The sequence below is a fragment of the Salimicrobium salexigens genome (genome assembly GCF_900156705.1).
GTDB classification, from domain to species: Bacteria; Bacillota; Bacilli; order Bacillales; family Halobacillaceae; genus Salimicrobium; species Salimicrobium album.
Window position 1 is genome coordinate 104739 of the sequence record NZ_FTOK01000003.1, and the last position, 17404, is coordinate 122142.

The 17404-nt window shown below is 46.1% G+C and carries 22 protein-coding genes; all 22 read left to right on the top strand.

Annotated features, from left to right (window positions below):
• Positions 1–12: 12 nt before the first annotated feature.
• The 22 genes from BW931_RS13480 to fliY all read left to right on the top strand — a co-directional run bounded on the left by BW931_RS13480 (position 13) and on the right by fliY (position 17385).
• Positions 13–171, top strand: coding sequence for a hypothetical protein (locus BW931_RS13480; protein WP_159435665.1), 159 nt, complete (start codon positions 13–15; stop codon positions 169–171).
• A gap of 147 nt (positions 172–318) precedes the next feature.
• Positions 319–1227: a tyrosine recombinase XerC gene (gene xerC, locus BW931_RS04690; RefSeq protein WP_076570387.1), complete on the top strand. Its 909-nt coding sequence runs from the start codon at positions 319–321 to the stop codon at positions 1225–1227.
• An 11-nt stretch (positions 1228–1238) separates the two neighbouring features.
• Positions 1239–1784 (top strand): ATP-dependent protease subunit HslV, encoded by a 546-nt coding sequence (gene hslV, locus BW931_RS04695; protein WP_008587914.1) that lies wholly within the window; start codon positions 1239–1241, stop codon positions 1782–1784.
• A gap of 13 nt (positions 1785–1797) precedes the next feature.
• Complete coding sequence (gene hslU, locus BW931_RS04700; RefSeq protein WP_076570389.1) at positions 1798–3192, top strand: ATP-dependent protease ATPase subunit HslU; 1395 nt, start codon at positions 1798–1800, stop codon at positions 3190–3192.
• A gap of 16 nt (positions 3193–3208) precedes the next feature.
• Positions 3209–3988 (top strand): GTP-sensing pleiotropic transcriptional regulator CodY, encoded by a 780-nt coding sequence (gene codY, locus BW931_RS04705; protein WP_076570391.1) that lies wholly within the window; start codon positions 3209–3211, stop codon positions 3986–3988.
• Between the two features lie 361 nt (positions 3989–4349).
• A complete protein-coding gene (gene flgB, locus BW931_RS04710; protein ID WP_076570394.1) occupies positions 4350–4736 on the top strand; it encodes a flagellar basal body rod protein FlgB in 387 nt (128 codons plus the stop codon).
• Positions 4736–5191, top strand: coding sequence for a flagellar basal body rod protein FlgC (flgC, locus tag BW931_RS04715; RefSeq protein WP_008587905.1), 456 nt, complete (start codon positions 4736–4738; stop codon positions 5189–5191). The genes flgB and flgC overlap by 1 nt, the downstream gene beginning before the upstream one ends.
• An 11-nt stretch (positions 5192–5202) precedes the next feature.
• Positions 5203–5496 (top strand): flagellar hook-basal body complex protein FliE, encoded by a 294-nt coding sequence (fliE, locus tag BW931_RS04720; protein ID WP_008587903.1) that lies wholly within the window; start codon positions 5203–5205, stop codon positions 5494–5496.
• A gap of 49 nt (positions 5497–5545) precedes the next feature.
• On the top strand, positions 5546–7141 hold the full coding sequence (gene fliF / locus BW931_RS04725) for a flagellar basal-body MS-ring/collar protein FliF (protein ID WP_076570396.1): 1596 nt from the start codon (positions 5546–5548) through the stop codon (positions 7139–7141).
• A 12-nt stretch (positions 7142–7153) separates the two neighbouring features.
• Positions 7154–8161: a flagellar motor switch protein FliG gene (fliG, locus tag BW931_RS04730; protein WP_008587899.1), complete on the top strand. Its 1008-nt coding sequence runs from the start codon at positions 7154–7156 to the stop codon at positions 8159–8161.
• Entirely contained in the window at positions 8154–8882 is a 729-nt protein-coding gene (gene fliH / locus BW931_RS04735; RefSeq protein WP_076570398.1) for a flagellar assembly protein FliH, read from the top strand. Before fliG ends, fliH begins: the two co-directional genes overlap by 8 nt.
• Position 8883: 1 nt before the next feature.
• Positions 8884–10200 (top strand): flagellar protein export ATPase FliI, encoded by a 1317-nt coding sequence (fliI, locus tag BW931_RS04740; RefSeq protein WP_008587894.1) that lies wholly within the window; start codon positions 8884–8886, stop codon positions 10198–10200.
• A 54-nt stretch (positions 10201–10254) separates the two neighbouring features.
• The gene (fliJ, locus tag BW931_RS04745) at positions 10255–10701 is read left to right on the top strand and encodes a flagellar export protein FliJ (protein WP_008587892.1); all 447 of its coding nucleotides are present in this window, start codon (positions 10255–10257) and stop codon (positions 10699–10701) included.
• Between the two features lie 4 nt (positions 10702–10705).
• Complete coding sequence (locus BW931_RS04750) at positions 10706–11281, top strand: MotE family protein (RefSeq protein ID WP_076570400.1); 576 nt, start codon at positions 10706–10708, stop codon at positions 11279–11281.
• Between the two features lie 29 nt (positions 11282–11310).
• Positions 11311–12714: a flagellar hook-length control protein FliK gene (locus BW931_RS04755; protein WP_234972581.1), complete on the top strand. Its 1404-nt coding sequence runs from the start codon at positions 11311–11313 to the stop codon at positions 12712–12714.
• Positions 12715–13185: a flagellar hook assembly protein FlgD gene (gene flgD, locus BW931_RS04760; protein WP_234972577.1), complete on the top strand. Its 471-nt coding sequence runs from the start codon at positions 12715–12717 to the stop codon at positions 13183–13185.
• The gene (locus BW931_RS04765) at positions 13175–13534 is read left to right on the top strand and encodes a TIGR02530 family flagellar biosynthesis protein (protein WP_076570406.1); all 360 of its coding nucleotides are present in this window, start codon (positions 13175–13177) and stop codon (positions 13532–13534) included. Before flgD ends, BW931_RS04765 begins: the two co-directional genes overlap by 11 nt.
• A 78-nt stretch (positions 13535–13612) precedes the next feature.
• Complete coding sequence (gene flgG / locus BW931_RS04770) at positions 13613–14518, top strand: flagellar basal body rod protein FlgG (RefSeq protein ID WP_076570407.1); 906 nt, start codon at positions 13613–13615, stop codon at positions 14516–14518.
• Between the two features lie 50 nt (positions 14519–14568).
• A complete protein-coding gene (locus tag BW931_RS04775) occupies positions 14569–14781 on the top strand; it encodes a flagellar FlbD family protein (RefSeq protein ID WP_008587881.1) in 213 nt (70 codons plus the stop codon).
• A complete protein-coding gene (fliL, locus tag BW931_RS04780; RefSeq protein ID WP_076570409.1) occupies positions 14781–15197 on the top strand; it encodes a flagellar basal body-associated protein FliL in 417 nt (138 codons plus the stop codon). The genes BW931_RS04775 and fliL overlap by 1 nt, the downstream gene beginning before the upstream one ends.
• Before the next feature lie 27 nt (positions 15198–15224).
• Positions 15225–16229: a flagellar motor switch protein FliM gene (gene fliM / locus BW931_RS04785; RefSeq protein WP_076570410.1), complete on the top strand. Its 1005-nt coding sequence runs from the start codon at positions 15225–15227 to the stop codon at positions 16227–16229.
• Positions 16219–17385: a flagellar motor switch phosphatase FliY gene (fliY, locus tag BW931_RS04790; protein ID WP_076570412.1), complete on the top strand. Its 1167-nt coding sequence runs from the start codon at positions 16219–16221 to the stop codon at positions 17383–17385. The genes fliM and fliY overlap by 11 nt, the downstream gene beginning before the upstream one ends.
• Positions 17386–17404: the final 19 nt, after the last annotated feature.

The window sequence follows — 17404 nt, forward strand, 5'->3', positions numbered from 1 at the left end:
GAAACGAAGCTGATGACGAAAGGACAAAAACCGGATGTTCAATTCGGCACCATGTTCTTCCACGATTGTTCCATAAATAACAGACCCGGCGAACCCGTATATCACTGTGCGGTTTTGCCGGGTCTGTTCAATTTTGTTTCCGTTTCATTCTCTGCGGAAGCTAATCGTTGACAGTAGCAAAACGCTTCTATATAATAAGCGCTTGTGGTAAAATGTTTGATGTCGGTGACAATTCTGAATTTTGTTACAATTTTGTTAAATATGTTGTAATTACTTGTTTTCAATGATATCATTTAGTCGTTTTGTGAGGTGAAGTGAATGACGGGATACGAAGAGTGGTTGCGTCAGTATATGGAATATTTGCAGATTGAAAAAAATGCTTCATCTAACACCATACAAATGTATAAAAGAGATCTTGAGGAATTTGAACAATTTCTTCAACAGGAAGTCATCCAGAGCATCGTACATATCGATATGGGGGTTGTGCGTTTATATTTGTCGCAATTATATGACAACAGTCTCTCAAGAAGGTCGGTCTCCCGAAAGCTTTCCTCTTTACGGGGATTCTTCCGATTCATAGAAAGAGAAGGCGGGATTGAAAAGAACCCTGTAATGGAAATGCACCTGCCCAAAGAAAACAAATACATTCCTCAATTCTTTTATGAAGAGGAAATAAATGAATTATTCAAAGCAGCGGAGACTTCAACACCGCTTGGACAGAGGAATATGGCAATTCTCGAATTGCTGTATGGTACCGGTATACGGGTGAGTGAATGTGCCGGTCTGGATGTGGATCGAATAGATTTTTCTCTGTCGACGATTCTGGTCACAGGGAAAGGGCGGAAGGAAAGATATGTTCCCTTCGGTGAATATGCCAAAAACGCTCTCGAACGATACTTGAATGAGGGACGTGTACAGCTGCTGAATAAAAGTGGCACCGCCTCCTCCAAAGTATTTCTTAACAACCGGGGGCATCCGATAACCCCGAGGGGGATCAGAGTAGTACTGGACAAACTCGTCAAAGATGCTGCTATGACAATTGACATCCATCCCCATAAAATAAGGCATACGTTTGCTACGCATTTGCTGAATGAAGGGGCGGACTTACGTTCCGTTCAGGAATTGCTCGGTCATGATCATTTATCAAGCACTCAAATATATACCCATGTTTCAAAAGACAGACTGAAGGATGTATACAGAAACAGTCATCCGAGAGCCAGAAAGTGAGGGTCAGAGCAATGGAAAATACATTCCACGCAACAACTATATTTGCCGTCCGGCATAATGGGAAAAGTGCCATGTGTGGAGACGGTCAGGTTACAATGGGGAACCAGGTAGTCATGAAGCATAAAGCGACGAAGGTAAGAAAATTGTACGGAGGCCGGGTGCTTGCCGGTTTTGCAGGTTCCGTAGCCGATGCATTCACTCTATTCGAAAAGTTCGAAGCTAAACTTGAAGCTTTTGACGGTAACCTGGCGCGTGCATCCGTTGAGCTGGCTAAAGAGTGGAGGGGCGACCGCATGCTCCGCAAACTTGAAGCTATGCTCATCGTGATGGACGATAAAAAAATGTTCCTTTTATCAGGTACCGGCGAAGTCATCGAGCCGGATGACAACATTCTGGCTATCGGGTCCGGCGGAAACTTCGCCCTGAGTGCGGGTCGTGCGCTGATGAGATATGCGCCGGAAAAACAGGCTGCAGAAATCGCTGAAGCTGCACTCACAATCGCCGGTGAAGTATGTGTGTTCACTAACGACCAGCTGACGCTGGAAGTACTTGAATAAAGGAGGCCAGAATATGTCTGTAGACTTGACACCACAGAAGATCGTAGAAAAACTGGATCAGTATATCATCGGTCAGAAAGAAGCAAAGAAATCCGTGGCGATTGCGCTGAGAAACAGATACCGGAGAATGCAGCTGGATGAAGATATGCGCAAAGAGATAGTCCCGAAAAATATCCTCATGATTGGACCGACCGGGGTCGGGAAAACCGAAGTGGCAAGACGTCTGGCCAAATTGACGAACGCCCCGTTCATCAAGGTGGAGGCTACAAAGTTTACGGAAGTGGGCTACGTAGGCCGGGATGTGGAATCGATGGTCAGAGATCTCGTAGAAGCCTCCATCCGGGTCGTGAAAGAAGAGAAGACAGAAGGCGTGCAGAAGAAAGCTGAAAAACAGGCAGACAAGCGTCTCGTAAAACTTCTTGTTCCTTCTTCTTCGGAGAAGCAGGGACCATCGATGAAAAATCCGTTTGAAATGCTCTTCAATCAGGACAGTGAAGAGGAAGAGAAAGAAGAAGACGAAGCCCATGATACGAAAAACAAGCGTCAGACCGTTGAAAGACAACTGAAAAACGGCGAACTGGAAGATGAAATGGTTACTATTGAAGTGGAAGAGTCCCAGGCGGGGGCGTTTGACATGTTCCAGGGTTCGGGTATGGACCAGATGGGAATGAATATGCAGGATGCTTTCAGTCAGTTCATGCCAAACAAAAAGAAAAAGCGTAAGCTGGCAGTAAAGGATGCCAGAAAGGTGCTTGCCCAGGAAGAAGCCCAGAAAATGATCGACATGGATGAAGTGAATCAGGAAGCTGTGAACAGGGTGGAGCAGTCCGGAATGATCTTCATAGACGAAATAGATAAAGTGGCTGCAAAGGGAGAATCCCAGGGTAATGTTTCCCGGGAAGGTGTACAGAGAGATATCCTTCCGATAGTCGAAGGCTCCACAATTATGACCAAGCACGGAGCGGTTTCCACCGATCATATACTGTTTATCGCTGCCGGTGCTTTTCATATGTCGAAGCCGTCGGATCTGATACCGGAATTACAGGGACGCTTCCCGATTCGCGTGGAACTGCACAAACTGAGCGTCGAGGATTTCGAGAATATTCTGAAGGAACCGCACAACGCACTGTTAAAGCAGTATAAAGCACTTCTTTCGACGGAAGGTATCGAAATCAACTTTACTCCCGAAGCGATTACGAGACTCGCGGAGATTGCGGCTACTGTTAACAGGGACACAGATAATATAGGGGCCCGCCGGCTCCACACTATTCTGGAAAAGCTTCTCGAGGATCTGTCCTTTGAAGCTCCCGAAGTAACGATGGAAACCATTGAAATCACACCGCAGTACGTAGACAGCAAACTGTCTGCGATTGTAGATGACAAAGATTTAAGCAGATTTATACTTTAGGACTGGAGGAATGAAAATGAACTTGCTAGAACGTACGAGAAAAATAAACGCTATGCTGCAAACTACTACAGGGAAATCAGTGGACTTCAACGATATGTCCGCTACGCTCAGAGACGTAATCGGAGCTAATATTTTCGTGGTAAGCCGGAGAGGAAAGCTGCTCGGTTTTGCAATCAAACAGGAAATCGAAAACGAACGCATGAATTCCATGCTTTTCAACCGTCAGTTCCCTGCGGACTATACGGACAGCCTCTTCAATATCCAGGAGACTACGTCGAACCTGGATATCGAAAGCCGCTACACAGCTTTTCCGGAGGAGAACAAAGATCTGTTCGAAGAAGGTTTGACGACCATTTGTCCGATTATCGGCGGCGGCCAGCGTCTGGGAACGTTGATTCTCAGCAGACTTGATCAGAGCTTCAATGAAGACGATCTGTTGCTCGCTGAATATGGATCCACCGTAGTGGGCATGGAGATTCTGCACGAAAAAACGGAAGAAATAGAGGAAGATGCCAGGAACAAAGCCGTCGTCCAGATGGCTGTAAGCTCTCTTTCCTATAGTGAACTTGAAGCAATTGAGCACATCTTCGAAGAACTTGAAGGGAAAGAAGGCCTGCTCGTTGCCAGTAAAATTGCAGACCGGGTCGGTATTACCCGTTCCGTTATCGTAAATGCCCTCCGTAAACTTGAGAGTGCCGGGGTAATCGAGTCACGCTCTCTCGGAATGAAGGGAACTTATATTAAAGTGCTGAATGATAATTTCCTGCTCGAACTGCAAAGACTTAAAACCGACTGATAGATATACTACGGTCGAACAATTAAAGACGATTCATTCCACTGAATGCCACAAAGCAGACGTTAACATCTGTTTTGTGGCTTTTTTTGTATATAAAGCAGCTTCCATGCCTGTTTTTAGAAATAAAATAACCGATGAAAATTGCTAATTTAAGCTATTTTGAAAAAAATTACAAAAAAACGTTTATTATTATTAATAATTGTGGGAAAATGACGATAAGGAAGGTTTGCTTTTAAGATGAGGTCTTAACTAAGCGAAATAATTCGGTCATGTTTGAAATCATACGGTTAAAAAGTCTCTTGCCCCGGTTTTAAAAATAACGGCGGTGAATGGGGCTGATAAAATTGAGTGGGGTGAAAAATTGCAGTTATTCAATAATACTTTCAACGTATTAGAAAATTCATTGAATTACGCCACGGCAAAAAACCGGGCAATTTCAAACAATATATCCAATGTGGATACGCCCGGGTATAAATCAAAGGATGTTTCATTTGGAAATGTTCTGAATGGAGCACTTGAAGCCGAGCGTACCAATGCGAGACATCTTTCGTTCAGCGAAGGACAAAAAGCAGGCTATCACAAATTCGAACGATCCGGCACTACATATAACCATAATGGGAATAATGTGGACATAGATAAGGAAATGACGGAGCTTGCAAATAATCAAATTTATTACCAGGCGCTTGTCGATCGGATGAGCGGTAAATTCCGCTCCCTTGAAAATGTTATCAAAGGAGGAAGCGCCTGATGAGTATATTCCATTCCATCAATAACAGTGCCAGTGGTCTGACGGCGCAGAGGCTGCGGATGGATCTGGCTTCTTCCAACATAGCGAACGCCGATTCTACACGGGCGACCCTCAATGAACAGGGGGAATGGGAGCCGTATCGTCGTAAAATGGCCGTCCTTGAACCAGGTCAACAATCTTTCCGGTCTTACCTGAATCACGCCTCGGGGAAAACTCCAGGGCAGGGAACGGGCGTGCGTGCCACAAAAATAACGGAAGATGATGAACCTTTCAAAAACGTATATCGGCCGGAGCACCCGGATGCAGACGGGGACGGGTATGTACAGATGCCCAACGTCGATCCTTTAAGGGAAATGACGGAACTTATGAGTGCTACGAGGTCATACGAGGCTAACGTCACTTCCATGAACGCGTCGAAAAGCATGCTGATGAAAGCTCTTGAAATAGGAAGATAGGAGGGGGAGATATGGTGAACCCGATTAACGGATTGCCCCAGATAGCAGTACGCGATAATTCCGGACCGTCAGCTTCCGAGGTCCACTCGAAGTTCGGGGATAGTTTGAAGAACGCTATCGACGGAGTAAATAATGCGCAGGTTGAATCCAATGAAATGACTAAAGCGCTGGCCCGCGGTGAGGTGGACGATTTGCACAACGTAATGATCACTTCTCAGAAAGCAAGTATCATGATGTCTACTGCCACGGAAGTTCAGTCCAAAGTGATTGAGGCCTATAAAGAAGTGATGAGAATGCAAGTGTAGATTCTGACAAACAAATACGAATATATGGTTGTTTTTTGTGGGGGCTAATATGAACGAGAAATTTAACGATTTTAAAAATAAAGCGACTGCTTACTGGAAAGATAGGTCAAAAGGGCAAAAAAGACTGATGGTCGGATCAGTTTTTGCTCTTTTGTTCATTATAGTAGTTATTAGTATTTTTGCTTCCAGAACGAATATGGTCCCGCTCTATCAGGAGCTTTCCCAGTCGGAAGTCGGGCAGGTGAAAGGGGAACTTGAAGCCCGGGGAATAGAATATGAGATAACGGACGGGGGTACTACCATCAGCGTACCCGCCGAGAACGCAGAGTCTCTTCTTGTGGACCTGGCAGCGGCCGGGATCCCGGAAAGCGGAAACATCGATTACAGTTTCTTCAGTAACAACGTATCCTGGGGGATGACGGATAATGAATTCGATATGATACGTGTCGACTCCATGCAGACGGAACTCGCCGCCCTCATGAGCAGCATCGAGGGGATCAATGATGCAAAAGTGATGATCAACATTCCGGAAGAAGAAGTATTCGTCTCGGACGATCAGCAGCAGACGTCGGCTTCCATTGTAGTGAACACGGAACCCGGGTACCGCCTTGAGGCAGGACAGGTCGAAGCATTGTATAACCTGGCATCGAAATCCGTACCCAATCTTACTAATGAAAATATAGCTATTATGGATCAGAATTTCGAATATTATGATCCCGAAAGTTCTGATGCAGTAGCCGGAGCTGCAGATTATACTCAGCAGCAGGAAACTAAAAAGCAGATAGAACGGGACATACAGCAGCGTGTGCAGAAAATGCTCGGAGCCATGATGGGTCCCGGGAAAGCGGTGACCAGTGTCACTGCGGATATCGACTTCACTCAGGAAAAGCGTAAGGAAGAACTTGTCGAATCCGTAAATCCGGATGAAATGGAAGGGCTTCCTGTCAGTATAGAAAAGATCGAAGAAGCCTATACCGGAGGAGGAGCCCCCGGGGGCGTGGCAGGATCAGGCGATGAAGACGTGCAGAATTACCCCGGAGAAGACGGAGAGGGACCGGGTGATTATGAAATGACGAAAGAAACGGTTAATAATGAGTTCAATCGCATTTATAAGGATATAGAGGAAAGTCCCTTCAAAATCCGGGATCTCGGTATACAGGTAGCGGTGGATACTGCCAGCGGCCAGAATGAAAACGGGGAACTCGAATATTTGACGGAAGCCGAACAGGAAGAGGTTTCCGGGGAAATCGATACCCTGCTTAACTCGATGATCAATACTTCAATAAATACTCAATATGAAGAGAACGTAAATCCGGAAGACAGTGTGTCCATCGTTTTCCAGGAATTCCAGGGTGCTTCTTTCACAGAAGAAGAATCGAAGAAGATTCCGTTGTGGATATACATCGTCGGAGGTCTGCTTATCCTTGGTCTTATCTTCTTAGTATTCAGAATTATCCGCAATCGCAGAACCGAAGAAGAATATTATGAAGAAACAGCACCAGCAACGACCGTTTCCGAACCGTTACCAGACATGGAAGATCGGGATGATGAAGCAGCCAGAAGGAAAAAGCAGCTTGAACTCATGGCAAAAGAAAATCCGGAAGATTTTGCTAAGTTATTGCGAACCTGGATTTCGGAAGATTAAGGAGGTGGCTGAATGCCGCAGAAAAAACTCTCGGGTAAACAGAAGGCGGCTGCCTTACTTATATCGCTCGGTCCGGACGTAGCCGCCCAGGTTTACAAACACCTGAGTGAAGAAGAAATGGAACAGCTGACGCTTGAGATCTCTTCCGTACAGAAAGTGGACAGCACTCAGAAAGAAGAGATAGTCGAACAATTTCACCAGATCGCCCTCGCCCAGGACTATATTTCACAGGGCGGGATTTCTTATGCGAAAGAAGTTCTGGAAAAAGCCGTGGGGACTGACGAGGCCTCGAATATCCTGAGCCGACTTACTTCCTCCCTTCAGGTAAAACCTTTTGACTTTGCCAGAAAAGCGGAACCTGCCCAGGTACTCAACTTCATCCAGAATGAACACCCTCAGACTATAGCTTTAGTTCTCTCATATCTGGATGCATCTCAGGCCGGTCAGATTCTATCCGAGCTACCGCAGGAAGTACAGGCGGACATTGCGCGCAGAATCGCCACGATGGATTCCACTTCGCCGGAAGTTATTTATGAAGTGGAACAGATACTTGAAAATAAGCTGTCGGCTACGTTAACGAATAACTATACCGAAACCGGCGGTATAGAGGCTGTAGTGGAAGTGCTGAACGGGGTGGATCGAAGTTCGGAGAAAACAATTCTGGATGCACTTGAAGCCCGGGACCCTGAACTTGCAGAAGAAATTAAGAAACGGATGTTTGTCTTCGAAGACATAGTAACGCTCGATAACCGTGGGATACAACGGGTGATCAGAGAGGTTAACGGCGAAGATTTACAGCTGTCTCTCAAAGTTGCGAGTGACGAAGTACAGGAAGTGGTGTTTGAAAACATGTCGGAAAGAATGGTTGAGAATTTCAGAGAAGAAATGGAAATTATGGGCCCTGTCCGCCTGAGAGATGTCGAAGAAGCCCAGACGAGAGTGGTGGGCACTATCAGACAACTTGAAGAGATAGGTGAGATTGTCATCGCCCGCGGAGGAGGAGATGACATCATTGTCTAAACGTATCATACCCATCCGCTCTTTCTCTGCGGGTGAAGGACACTCACGCGGAAGTGAAGAGCGGCTGCCGGCAAAAAACGAAGAAATCATGCAGAGAGAAGAGGAAGCAGAGTCTTTTTTTGAACAAAGAAAACAGCAGTCAGAGAAGCTGCTGAACGGTGCGAAGGCCAGGGCAGAAAAAGAAAGAAAGGCCCTTGAGGAAGAAAGGGAGATCGTTTTTGCAGCAGCCAGAGAAGAGGCATACGAGTCAGGTTACACCGAAGGGATGCAGCAGGCCGAAGCAAGGTACGACTCATTAATTGCAAAACTGAACAATCTTATCAATCAGGCAGAAAAAGAGCGGATGGATAAAATTAAAAGTGCCGAAATGGATGTGCTGCATATTGCCATGAACGCAGCCAAAAACATACTCGGGCAATCACTTCAGGACCATCCTGAACAGTTCCAGCATCTGGTCGCTGAAGCCGTGAAAGAAGTGGCCGATCAGCCGGCTGTTTCTATTTATGTGCATCCCGATTTTTATGAACAGGTAGCTGTATACCGGGAGGAGCTCAGAAAAACGATTAATTCCGAAGCCCGTGTCTCCGTCTATGTTAAGCATTTTGACGATCCACTGGATTGCTATGTCGAATCACCTTTCGGAAGAATAGATGCAAGTGTCGACAGTCAGCTGGATCTGATCAGAAAAGCGGTCATTGAGCTTGTGAAGGAAGGAGAATGAAATGGATATAACGGCAGTCACCGAAGAAATATCTCAGGTGCAAAGGTATAAGCATTATGGGAGGATTCACAGAGTGGTAGGACTGATGGTGGAATCGAAAGGACCGGAAGCTTCCATAGGTGATGTGTGCTATATCCATTGTCCGAAAGCGGAAAACGGGATGATCCTGTCGGAAGTTGTGGGATTTCAGGGAGAAAATATACTGTTGATGCCCTATCAGGAGATGGTTGAAATCAGACCGGGAAGTCTTGTGGAAGCTACCCACAGCCCCTTGAATATTAAAGTCGGCAGGGGCCTCATCGGTTCGGTACTGAACGCGCTCGGAGAGCCGATGGATGGAGGCGCCCACCCTCTCGGACTCGATAAATTCGAAACGAACCAGTCTCCTCCGAACCCTCTTTCCCGTCCGAGAATCAGAGAGCCGATTGAACTCGGGGTAAGGGCCATAGACAGCCTGTTGACCGTCGGGAAAGGGCAGAGAATAGGTATTTTTGCTGGGAGTGGCGTCGGGAAAAGTACGCTGCTCGGTATGATAGCGCGTAACAGCTCGGCAGATATTAACGTCATAGCCCTTATAGGGGAGCGGGGAAGAGAAGTAAGGGAATTTTTGGAGAACGATCTCGGAGAAGAAGGGCTTGAACGTTCAATCGTTGTCGTGGCTACCTCGGATCAGCCGGCTCTGCTCAGGCAAAAGGGAGCGTATACGGCCACAGCCATCAGTGAATATTTCAGATCTCTCGGGTACGACGTAAATTTAATGATGGATTCGGTGACCAGGGTCGCAATGGCTCAGCGGGAAATCGGCCTCGCTACAGGAGAGCCGCCGACCACTAAAGGGTATACCCCTTCCGTATTCGCTATGCTTCCAAAGCTGCTGGAACGGACCGGGAGCAGTGCAGAGGGTACTATCACTGCTTTTTACACTGTACTCGTGGACGGAGACGACTTCAACGAACCTATATCGGACACTGTCCGGGGCATACTGGACGGCCATTTTATCCTTAACCGTAAAATAGCGGAGCAGGGGAGATATCCTGCACTGGACGTACTCAGTTCAGTAAGCAGAGTTATGAATCAGATTGTCACCGAACGCCATCTGCAGACAGCGAAGCAGTTCCGCTCCCTGCTGTCGACGTACGAAGAGAATAAAGAATTAATCCAGATCGGCGCTTATAAAAAAGGGAGCAGCAAAAGTATTGATGCGGCCATCGGCAAGTACCCGGAACTGATTAATTTCCTTTCGCAGGAAACTATGGAAAAAGCACCTTACGAGCTGACAGTAGCAGAGCTTGAAGAATTGTTTCTGACAGATGGATAATTTCAAAGACATAGCCCACAGATAAAAGAAGCGTCTGTAGAAGGTGGAATAATAGTGAACATAAATGCTTTTCTGAATTTGAAGAAATTCAAGGAACGGGAAAAAGATCAGATGCAGAAGAACTATCAGGCAGCCGTTGATACTTTTGAAGAAAAAGCGACGTCTCTGTACAACCTCCTGAAAGAAAAGGAGGAACTGGAGATGAAAATTGATGATAATCTTTCCGGGGGGATGGTGGACCTTTCGTCCATCCAGCATCATCAGTATGCGGTGCAAATGGTAGAAGATGAAGTGAAACAGCTCCATCCCCGGGTGCAGGAAGCAAGATTCAAAATGAATGAGCTGGAAGATCAGCGTAATGAAGCGTTTAAACAAGTAAAAAAATATGAGAAGTTGATTGAGTTGAAAATAGAGGAACACAGCAGCTGGCTGAAAAAAGAGGAAGCCCGGGAAATGGACGAGATATCTCTACAGCAATACTCAAACAGAGTGAACAGGTGATGAGATGAGCAGGAAAAACAATGAGGAACAGAAGGCCGGAAAATTACAATGGTTCTTTTTCGTTATAGTAGTCCCCCTCATTTTTGTGGGCATTTTTACTATTGTTGTAATGAAGATGATGGGGATGAACGTAATGGAGGAAGCTGCTGAAGTTGGCCGGAAAATTCCGGGATTCACTGAAACGGATAATGCGGAAGAAGAAAAGCGGAACGAGCGGAAAAATGCCGAGCTCGAATCAAATGTGGAAAACTACAAAAAAGAAATCGAGGAGCTTAAAGGTACCGTTAAAGCAAAAGACAGTAAAATTGAAGATATGAAACAGGAAATAGCTACATTGGAAAGCAGTGCAACCGATAAAGAAGATAAGGAAGAAAATGAACAAAATACGAATGTTACAGAATTGGCGGGTTCCTTTGAAGAAATGGATCCTGAGAAAGCTGCTTCGATATCCGAAAATATGGAGTTGGCTATTGTTGTAGAAGTACTGAGAGAAACGGAAAGTGAAGCCAGAGGAGAAATACTTGCCGCAATGGAGCCGGAAACCGGAGCAACTGTAGCGGAGCTTCTGGCGTCTGACTGAATGGAAAGGAGGTGAAAGTGTTGAAAATAATGGGACCTTTGCCAGCCGTTAATTTATCGGAGAAATCCGTTCCCTTCACAGGAAAAGCCGTATCGCAGTCGGCTTCAGGCGGGTTTGCCGAGTTGATTTTGAACATGAAATCAGCCAATGATGGAATGGAAGCATCCTCGGAAAATAAAATAATCAGCAAAATCATGAAAGCGATTGAAGAGTATGTGCTCTTGCCCGAGCCTTCGCGGACAAACGGAGAGGCAGTTACAGATATGTTTTATATAAAGGCGACAGAGGCGGAAGTGGAACCAGGGCTGTTTTTAAGTGAAGAAGCGGTAAGCGGAAATTTATCCGCGGAAATCGAAATGATAAACAAAGTCTTGAAAACGATTGAAGAGAATACGGTCATCCCTGAATCGCCGTTGCAAGCAACGCACGAAAGTGACGGAACGACGATCGGTGAATTGACGGACCTGCTGAACAGAGTACCTTCCGGTGAGACATCTACTGTTCTCACTTTGCTTATGAACCTTTTAGCTTCAGAACCGCCGCCACAAAGTAAAGGAGGCGAGCGCGTTTCCGGAGAGGAAAAAGAAAATACGTTTCAGACCTTCCGGACTCTTCTGCACACGCTAAAAGCAGCCGGAAGAGTAAATAAAGAAGATGTGAAAGTTCTTAAAAGTCTGCTTGAAAAATTCATCGCAACTCCGGAAGGTCGGACCGGCACCGTTCCGGCAGCTGAAACAACAGGTTCTGAAGAAGAGAAAAAGCTGTTCAGGAAACTGGTGAACATTATAAAAGAGGAAACATCTCTGCCTGCTCCAATACGGGAGAGGGGGAAGTTACCCGTAAAAGAAACGGGAAAATGGGGAACGCAAGCTGTTTCAAGTCGCTCCAACCATCCCGTTGCAGTATCGGAAGTGAAAACAGAGAAAAATGTCCTCCCCGGTTTTTTTATGCCCATGAGTAAAGCGGAGCAGATGACGGTCCAAAACGTTTCCACGGATTCGCAAAACCCGGGACGGCAGAAATTCCTTAAACAGATCCAGGAAATGATTACTACCAGCCGGATTTTTCATGATGAAGCGGGGAATCAGCGTATGCTGATTAAGTTGAAACCGTCGTCTCTCGGTGAAATGATTCTGAAATTCTCCCAATCAGGCGGTGAGACCACTGTCAGGATGATAGTGAGTACGCAGGCGGCGAAGGAAACACTCGAAAGCAACATGCATCAACTACGTTCCATGTTCGCTCCCCATCAGGTAGTCGTTGAAAAAGTCGAACCGAACGTTAATCAGCAGTTCCTTTACGAAAGAGACTCTCCGGATGGAAGAGAAGAGAGGGAAGAAGAAGCTCGCACCCCGACTTTTGAAGAAGAGACAGACGAAGAATTGAAAACGGAAGAACTCTCTTTTTCCGAAATACTAAATGAGAAAGTTTAGGTGGTCGAATTGAACACAATCGATTCTACGTATTATCTCGAGAACCACATAAATAAAAGAGATAATCAGGAAGCCGGCACTCTCGGAAAAGATGATTTCCTGAAAATACTTATGAGTCAGCTGCAGAATCAGAGTCCGCTTGATCCGATGAAAGACAAGGATTTCGTTGCTCAAATGGCACAATTTACTCAACTGGAACAGATGACGAATATGAGTAATACATTCGAAAAGTATTTTAATAAATCAGAAGGTTCCGTAGCCGAATACAGTCACATGATTGCTAAAGAGATTGCGTATTTCCCGGAAGAGCAAAGTGAAGGGGACCGGGGAGAACTGAAAAGCGGAGTTGTGGAAGCCGTGAGTCTGAAAGAAGGAGAGGTTTTCCTTAAATTAGATGATGGAGCCCGTGTACCCGTGAGCAGCATCCAGGAAGTGAGAAATAACAGGGATGGCGACCAACATGGAACCTAAAATCCACAGGTCCTATCACCCGATGCCACTGGATGTGAATCGTGAAAGGTCGAAACCGAAAGAAACGGACCGCTCCTTTCAGGAAGTGATGGGTCAGCAGCTTACGTTAAGTAAACATGCCAGACAGAGACTGGAAGAAAGAAATATAGAAATACCCTCCGAACAGTGGAATAAAATCGGGGAGAAATTGACCGAAGCGAAACGAAAAGGCGTACGTGATTCGCTTGTACTTACGAAGGAAGCTGTGCTGGTGGTAAACACGAACAGCAATACCGTAGTCACCGCGATGGATAAACAATCGGCGAACAGCCGTCTTTTCACCAACATCGACGGGACGATAATTATGTAACAAAGGCCGGACCTTATAAAGGAAGCCTTCCAATCGCGGATGGACAGAAGCGATTGAATTAAAGAGAGGATGAATAACATGCTACGATCCATGTACTCGGGGATTTCAGGAATGAAAGGTTTTCAGACGAAGCTTGATACGATAGGAAATAACATTGCCAACGTAAATACTTTCGGTTTCAAAAAAGGGAGAACGACGTTCCAGGGGATGATGAGTCAGACGATGCAGGATGCTCAGGGCCCGCTTGGGGGCGGCCCCGGGCGTACGCTCGGCGGAGTGAATGCTAAACAGGTCGGTCTCGGTTCCAAAGTAGGCACCATCGATAACCTGCACACCCAGGGAAACAGACAAACAACTAACCGGCCTCTGGACCTTTCCATAGAAGGGGACGGAATGTTCGCCATGTATGAAAGCGGGGATGGAACAGCTACGGGTGGAGGCCTGCAGGGGAATGAGAATGTCGCTTTTTCAAGAGCCGGAAATTTTTACCTCGACAGTGACGGTGTCCTTGTGAATGGAGATGGTAAGTATATCATCGGAGATCAGGGGAATGGAACCGGATTGACGGGCCGGGCAGGTGCGCTGACCATTCCTTCTGACGCCCAGAGTTTCAGTGTACAAAGTGACGGAACCATTAACTACGTGAACCCGGAGGGGGAAACAGAGGTAGCGGGACGTGTGATGCTGGCGAATTTCTCCAACCCGTCCGGACTCAGGAAAATCGGTAACAATGAATTTCAGGAAACGGCCAACGCCGGATGGGTGAACGGTCCGGCAGGCGGGCCTCTTGGTATCGATAACTTGAGTATAGCCGGCGAGGACGGAGCCGGTCAGCTCGTATCAGGTACTCTTGAAATGTCGAACGTTGATCTGGCTGAAGAATTTACGGAAATGATAACGGCACAAAGAGGATTTCAGGCTAACACGAGAATCATTACTACGTCGGATGAGATTTTGAATGAACTGATCAATCTTAAGCGTTAATTATCATCAACAGGAAGGAGAAGGAGGGCGTATCGCCCTCCATACATACTATGATTGAGCTGACAAGATTTAACGGAGAACAGTTTGTTTTCAATGCTATTTACATTGAGCAGGTTCAATCGACGCCGGATACGACCATTACGACTACCAGGGGGAAAACGTTTGTAGTGAAAGAGGAGAAGAAAGAAGTCGTAGGAAAAATAAAACGTTTCTACAGGGAGATCGGTCTGTGGCAGGTAGTCAGTAAAGCAGGTGAAGAATAATGTCGAAATTGATGAAAACTACACTTATCATACTTTCCGTATTAACAGTACTGGGGGTAGGAGCGATAGTTCTCGTGCTCAACATGAACGACACAAAAGCTGATGGAGAAAGAAGTATCGACGACATAAGGAATGCTTCTCTGGAGACAGAAGAGATGACGACGGATCTTAAAGATGGAGGTTTTGTCCGTATCAGCTTTCGTATTGTAACGGATAGTAAAGATTCATTAAAAGAACTTGAGAAACGTGATTTTCAAATGAAGAACGTAATCCTCAAACAGCTGGCCCGGATGAACGAAGAGGATTTCAAAGCTGATTTAACCACCCTTGAAGATTCCATAAGTTCAAAACTTAATGAGGTTATGAAGAAGGGGAAAGTCACAAAGGTGTATACAATCAGTAAAGTTCTGCAGTAAAGCAGATTGGCAGAAGGAGGCGGAACAGTGGCGGAAGATATATTATCACAAAGTGAAATCGACTCCTTACTATCGGCCATCTCCACCGGAGAAATGGATGCAGAGGAGTTAAGGAACGATAAAGAGAAAAAAAGAGTGAGGGTATATGATTTTAAAAGAGCCCTCCGTTTTTCCAAGGATCAGATCCGGTCACTCGCACGGATACATGAAAACTTCGCGAGACTTCTGACGACTTATTTTTCCGCTCAACTGAGAGCGTATGTGAATATCAGTGTAGCTTCTGTCGATCAGCTGCCCTACGAAGAGTTCATCCGTTCCATTCCCTCCATGACTATACTCAATATATTCAGTGTGCAGCCGCTCGAGTCACGTATCCTGCTCGAAGCGAACCCGAATATAGCATACGCCATGCTTGACCGGGTCCTCGGCGGCCGTGGGGAAAGTGTAAACAAAGTGGAGAATCTGACAGAGATAGAAACCACTCTTATGTCTAAACTGTTCGAACGGGCGCTCGGAAACTATCAGGAAGCATGGGGCTCCATAATGGAAATCGAACCGGTTCTCGAAGAATTTGAAGTGAATACACAATTTCTTCAGATGGTCTCTCCCAATGAGACTGTAGTTGTCGTTTCGCTGAATACAACGATAGGGGAGACAAGCGGGATGCTGAATATATGCATTCCTCAGGTAGTACTTGAACCGATCGTTCCTAATTTGTCCGTCCACTACTGGATGCAGCAGAAACAATTGAAGGAAAGAGACCCGAAAGAGTATCAGGCACTGACGAAAACGGTGGAAAAGACGAAGGTCGATGTAAGTGCTGAACTCGGTAATACAGACATCAGTATAGATGAGTTTCTGCATTTGAAAAAGGGAGATACGATCCAGCTGAACCAGCCGGTGGACAAACCGCTGCAGCTGAAAGTGGGAAGAGAGGACAAGTTCCTGGTGCAGCCCGGTAAAGTGAAAAATAAAATAGCTGTACAGGTTTTAGAAACCCTGGAAAGGGAGGAGAAAGACGATGAAGGATGATATGCTGTCTCAAGATGAAATCGATGCACTATTAAATGAGAGTGATGATGAAGAAGTAGCGGAAAACGTTGTGAATGACGAGGAACAGCCGGGACTTTCCGAAGTCGAGAAAGATACGCTCGGGGAAATAGGTAATATTTCTTTCGGCAATTCCACAACGGCGCTTTCTGCACTCTTAAATCAGAAAGTTCAAATCACTACGCCCGAGACGACTACGATTTTACGTAAAGAACTGGAGGATACCTTCCCCGAACCTTACGTGGCGGTTCTGGTTACATATACGAGCGGTATTTCCGGTGACAATCTGCTCGTCCTGAAGGTGAAAGACGCTGCAATTATAGCCGATCTTATGCTCGGTGGGGATGGAACTTCTCCGGAAGAGGAGCTTGGAGACATTCATTTAAGTGCCGTTCAGGAAGCGATGAACCAGATGATGGGTTCCGCCGCCACAAGCATGTCTTCGATGTTCCGCACGAGAATTGATATATCCCCGCCGGAAATAACGATGCTCGATATTGATAATAAAATAGGTGTTGATTACATCCCCACGGAGGATCTGCTGACGAAAATATCTTTTCGCCTTAAAATCGGAGAGGTAGTCGATTCCGAAATTATGCAGCTGCTTCCCGTTGATTTCTCGAAGGGGCTTGTAGAGCAGCTGATGAGTCCTGAGAATGAACAAGAACAAAGGAATGAAAATCGTTCGAATAGTACAGCGAAATATTCGGACGTCAAAAAGCCGGCGGCACACGAACAGAACCCGGAGGAAACTGCCTCTTTTTCTTCTGCCGAAAACGGAAAACCTCAAATGCTCGGCAGGCACTCGACCGGAGAAAGTCATGCAGAATCGGTAGAGTTTGAAAATTTCCACAACCACCATGCCGCTCCTTCCGGTCGGAATAATCTTGATATGCTGCTGGACATCCCGCTGAACGTTACGGTCGAGCTGGGACGGACGAAAAGATCCATCAGAGAAATACTTGATCTGAGTTCCGGGTCGATTTTGGAACTTGATAAACTTGCGGGGGAACCGGTAGAAATATTCGTAAATGAAAAGCTGATGGCCACTGGAGAAGTAGTAGTGATTGATGAAAACTTCGGAGTAAGAGTGACCGACATTTTAAGCCAGCAGGACAGACTGAAAAAATTAAGGTAGAACCAGGGAGTGACTGTAA